Source organism: Frankia tisae (assembly GCF_025403405.1).
In the GTDB taxonomy this organism is placed as follows: Bacteria; Actinomycetota; Actinomycetes; order Frankiales; family Frankiaceae; genus Frankia; species Frankia tisai.
The window spans coordinates 1-4,476 of record NZ_JANEZT010000460.1; the positions used below are offsets into that span (position 1 = coordinate 1).

Annotated in this window: 6 protein-coding genes; all 6 read left to right on the top strand. The window is 71.1% G+C overall.

The features are described from left to right. On the top strand, nucleotides 1–699 hold a 699-nt coding region (locus NBZ85_RS28020; RefSeq protein WP_261562984.1), incomplete at its 5' end, for a TIGR03857 family LLM class F420-dependent oxidoreductase. Nucleotides 700–811: 112 nt separating this feature from the next. Then, nucleotides 812–1,972, top strand: coding sequence for an acyl-CoA dehydrogenase family protein (locus NBZ85_RS28025; protein ID WP_261560186.1), 1,161 nt, complete (start codon nucleotides 812–814; stop codon nucleotides 1,970–1,972). Nucleotides 1,973–2,090: 118 nt separating this feature from the next. Continuing rightward, nucleotides 2,091–2,816, top strand: a complete 726-nt coding sequence (locus NBZ85_RS28030; RefSeq protein WP_261560177.1) for a Phenylacetic acid catabolic protein — start codon at nucleotides 2,091–2,093, stop codon at nucleotides 2,814–2,816. A gap of 10 nt (nucleotides 2,817–2,826) precedes the next feature. Then, entirely contained in the window at nucleotides 2,827–3,138 is a 312-nt protein-coding gene (locus NBZ85_RS28035; RefSeq protein WP_261560175.1) for a hypothetical protein, read from the top strand. A gap of 114 nt (nucleotides 3,139–3,252) precedes the next feature. Further along, the gene (locus tag NBZ85_RS28040; protein ID WP_261560173.1) at nucleotides 3,253–3,930 is read left to right on the top strand and encodes an SDR family NAD(P)-dependent oxidoreductase; all 678 of its coding nucleotides are present in this window, start codon (nucleotides 3,253–3,255) and stop codon (nucleotides 3,928–3,930) included. After that, entirely contained in the window at nucleotides 3,924–4,445 is a 522-nt protein-coding gene (locus NBZ85_RS28045) for a MarR family winged helix-turn-helix transcriptional regulator (RefSeq protein WP_261562986.1), read from the top strand. The genes NBZ85_RS28040 and NBZ85_RS28045 overlap by 7 nt, the downstream gene beginning before the upstream one ends. Nucleotides 4,446–4,476 lie beyond the last annotated feature (31 nt).

The following is a 4,476-nucleotide window of genomic DNA, read 5'->3' on the forward strand; positions in this document are numbered from 1 at the left end:
GGCGAGGCGATCCGGGAGGAGGGGGCGGCGGGGTCGTTCCGCGGGATGCGCTTCTCCGACCTGCCTCCCGACGGCGCGCCGCCGGTCGTCCTCGGCACCATCGGGCCACGCGGGCTCGACCTCGCCGGGCGGGCGTTCGACGGCGTCATCCTGCACCCGTTCCTCACCGTCGAGGCGGTGGCCACCTCGGTGGCGGCGGTGCGCGGCGTCGCGGAGCGGGCTGGCCGCGACCCCGCATCGGTCCGGGTGATCACCACCCTCGTCGCCGCGCCCGACCTGCCGCCCGACCGCGCGGACCTCGCGGTGCGGGCGCGGGCGGTCAGCTACTTCCAGGTCCGCGGCCTCGGGGAGCTGCTCGTCGAACGCAACGGCTGGGACCCGGCGGTGCTCGACCGGCTGCGGGCCCATCCCACCCTGACCGGACGCGGCATCGCAGACACCGCCGTCACCCGCGACCGGCTGGTGGACTCCGCCGAGCTGATCCCCGCGGAGTGGTTCGACGCCGGCGCGGCGATCGGGTCGAGCGCCGCCTGCGCGCGGCGGGCGGCGGATTACCGCGCCGCCGGCGCCGACGAGGTGCTCGTGCACGGCGCCTCCCCCGCCGAGGCCGGCGCCATGGCCGCCGCCTGGGGCGCGCTGCACCCCCGTCCGGCCGCCGCACCCGCCTTCGCCACTGCGGGCGGCGCAGCCGCCGGCTGACCCGTCCCGCGAGGAGCGACCCGTCCCGCAAGAAGCAGCCAGGCCCGCGACGAGCTACCAGTCCGCGAGGAGCAATCAGGCCCGCGACGAGCACAGATGAGGAGTCGCCGTCATGCAACGCACGCTCTTCGAGGCCGAACACGAGGAGTTCCGTGAGCTGGTGCGGACCTTCGTCACGAAGGAATGCCAGCCGCACCACGAGGAGTGGGAACGGGCTGGCGTCGTCGACCGCAGCGCCTGGCGCCGGGCCGGCGAGATGGGCCTGCTCGGGCTCACCGTGCCCGAGCAGTACGGCGGCGCCGGGCTGAGCGACCCCCGCTACGACGTGATCGTCACCGAGGAACTGGCGTTCGGCGGCATCACCGGACTCGGGCTGTCGCTGCACAACGAGCTGCTCGCCCCCTACCTGGTCGGCCTGACCAGCGACGCGCAGAAGGCGCGTTGGCTGCCCGGCTACTGCTCCGGCGAGACCGTCACCGCCATCGCGATGAGCGAGCCCGGTGCCGGCAGTGACCTGCGCGGCATCCGCACGACCGCCCTGCGCGACGGCGACCACTTCGTCGTCAACGGCGCCAAGACCTTCATCAGCAACGGTCTGCTCGCCGACCTCGTCGTCGTGGCGGTCAAGACGGACCCGGGGGCCGGGCGGGGCTCGCTCAGCCTGCTCGCGGTGGAGCGCGGCACCCCCGGCTTCGAGCGGGGGCGCAAGCTCGACAAGGTCGGTCTGCGCGCCCAGGACACCGCCGAACTGTTCTTCAGCGACGCCCGGGTGCCGGCGACCAACCTGCTCGGCGAGGAGCACCGCGGGCTGCACTACCTGATGCGCAACCTGGCGGCCGAGCGGCTGTCCATCGCCGTCGGCAGCGTTGCGAGTGCGCGGCGGGCCCAGGAACTGACCAGGCAGTACGTGCGCAGCCGCACGGCGTTCGGCACCACGATCGGCAGCTTCCAGAACACCCGGTTCGTTCTGGCGGCCCTGCATGCCCGCACGCTCGCCGTCCAGGCGCTCGTCGACGGCTGCGTCCAGGCCAGGATCGCCGGCACGCTCACCCCGCAGGACGCCGCCGCGGCGAAGCTGCTCGCCACGGAGCTGGAGTTCGACGCGGTCGACGCCGGGGTCCAGCTGCACGGCGGCTACGGGTGGATGGAGGAGTACCCGATCGCCCGGATGTACCGCGACGTGCGGATCACCCGGATCTTCGGCGGCAGCAGCGAGATCATGAAGGAGGTCGTGGGTCGCGCGCTGCGCCTCGACGACCCCGCTGCCCCCTGAGCCCGGCCACCTGCTTATCCGGAGACTTCCGCGTCCGATTCATCCCTCCGGACAAGCAGTGCCGATTTCATTCGACTCACGAGTTGACAATAATGGTGGACCTTCCTACGATGAGGTCATGGGAGATGCGATGGTGGGCGAGCGTCGGGTGTACCGGGAGAACGACGCCGACATCCCGAGCGAGTTCTCCGACCTGCTGGTGCGCATGCTCGTGCACCACCTGGAGAACTCGACGAACCGGTACTACACCGAGCTGCTGAGCCACCTGTGGGAACGCTGCATGACGCTCGCTCCCGAGGAGCGGCTGAAGACGACCTTCGCGAAGCTCATGCAGCAGGAGGTCGAGCACGGCGTCATCACGGCGCGGATCCTGGCGGGCCTGGGCGTCGGCACAATCGAGCAGCCGATCAAGCAGTACCTGTTCCACCTGCCCATCGACACGTTCTGCGACATGGCGTACTTCAACGCCCTGGGCGACCGGGTGGGCTGCTACATCGGGGAGACGTGGGAGGACGTGCCCTACGAGCCCCTGTTGAACGTGGCGGAACGCCTGCACAAGGACGAGGTGTTCCACGCGACGTTCGGCCTGTCGAACCTGCGCCGGGTGTGCGCCGACCCGGCCGGGCTGGCGGAGGCCAACGAGAAGATAAAGATCTGGTGGCCGGCCGCGCTGGACATGTTCGGCCGGTCGGACTCGGAGTTCAGCGACGCCTACGTCCGCTGGGGCCTGCGCAAGCTCAACAACGCCCAGCTGCGCCAGCAGTACATCGCCGACACCCGTCCGCTGCTGGAGGAACTCGGCATCACCGTTCCCGCGGACACGGCGAACCGCCGCTTCCTGTAGGGGCGCGCGCATGAGGCAGGACGGGGCGCAGCCCCCCGCCGATCCCGCACCGGGCCCCGCGGCGCCGCGCACCCGGACGGTCGACGTTCACCGCTACGGCCCCGACGCCGTCGTGCTCGACGTCCACCTCGGGCAGTACCGCGAGGTCTTCTTCGTCCTCACCGGCGACAAGAGCGTGACCATCACGATGCTCGACGGCAGCGACCCGACCCATCACGAGGCCCAGGTCTTCGTCTTCGCCAAGCCGTGGCAGTGGTCGCTCGACGCCCCCGACGAGGAAGTCCTGCTCCGGGTGTGGCAGTCCGTCGGCGTCCAGCGCTGACCCACCCGCGAACCACCGGACTTGCGCAAGTTAGTTATATCTTGCACAATAGTTACTGTGTCTATAACTAACTCACATGTTCCCGCCGGCCCGCCGTCGGCCCCGGGCGGACGAGTGCTCCTGATCGGCGCGTCTCGCGGTCTGGGCCTCGCCCTGGCCCGGGAGTGGGCGCAGAGCGGTCGACACGTCGTGGCCACCGTGCGCGGCTCGGACCGGACCCCTCTGCATGACCTCGCCGACACCTGTGCCGAGCAGATCGAGATCGAAACCGTCGACGTCACCGAGCCCGCCCAGATCGCGGCGCTGCACGATCGCCTGGCGGACCGGACGTTCGACCTGCTGTTCGTCAACGCCGGCGTCACCAACCAGCCCGAGGGCACGGTGGCCCAGACCTCGACCGACGAGTTCACCCGGGTCATGGTCACCAACGCACTCGGCCCGCTGCGCGTCATCGAGGCCCTCCAGGACCGCGTCGAACCCGCGGGCACGATCGGGGTGATGTCCTCCGGCCAGGGCAGCGTGGCCAACAACGAGCGCGGCGGCCACGAGGTGTACCGCGGCAGCAAGGCCGCACTCAACACGTTCATGCGCAGCTACTCGGCCCGCCACCGCGACGAGCCCCGAACCCTGGTCCTGATGGCCCCCGGCTGGGTGCGCACCGACCTCGGCGGCCCGGACGCCCGGTACACCATCGACGAGAGCATCCCGAACGTCGTCAAGACCCTCGACGCCCTCCAGGGGACACCCGGACTGCACTACGTCGACTTCCTCGGCCGGACAGTAGCGTGGTGAACGCGAGGCGACCAGCCGATCCCGCCCAGCAGGCCTGGGCCCTCCTGCACCGGTTCGTCGAGGCCCAGAACCGCCGGGGCGAGCTCGCCGAGGCGCTCGGCTTCCGCCTCGGCGGCGGTCGCGGAAAAATCCTCTTCCAGCTCCGCGACGGCCCGGCGACCCTCGGCCAACTCGCGGCGGCCAACGGCATCGACGCCCCCTACGCAACCCTGGTCGTCGACAAGTTGGAAGCCCACGGCCTCGTCGAACGCCGCCCACACCCCGACGACCGGCGCCGCAAGCTGGTCACGCTCACGGACGCCGGGCACCACGCCATCGCGACCGCCGACGCCATCCTGCTGCGCCCGCCCCCGGCGATCAGAAGCCTTCCGGCCGACGACCTCGAGCAGCTCACCGGACTCCTCGCGCGTCTACTCGAGGCAGACGCGGCCGAACCCGACGAGGAGAAGTCGTCCACTCCGGCGGCACCGAATCCCGGATCAGACGACAGTCACCTGGGCAGTCGGTCAGAGTGATCGTTGCCCAGCGGGGCAGCGGGGCGCCGGC

Bases quoted from the DNA above. Each gene is read 5' to 3' on its own strand.
- NBZ85_RS28025 (WP_261560186.1), top strand. From the start codon at position 812: ATGCAACGCACGCTCTTCGAGGCCGAACACGAGGAGTTCCGTGAGCTG.
- NBZ85_RS28035 (WP_261560175.1), top strand. From the start codon at position 2,827: ATGAGGCAGGACGGGGCGCAGCCCCCCGCCGATCCCGCACCGGGCCCC.
- NBZ85_RS28030 (WP_261560177.1), top strand. From the start codon at position 2,091: ATGGGAGATGCGATGGTGGGCGAGCGTCGGGTGTACCGGGAGAACGAC.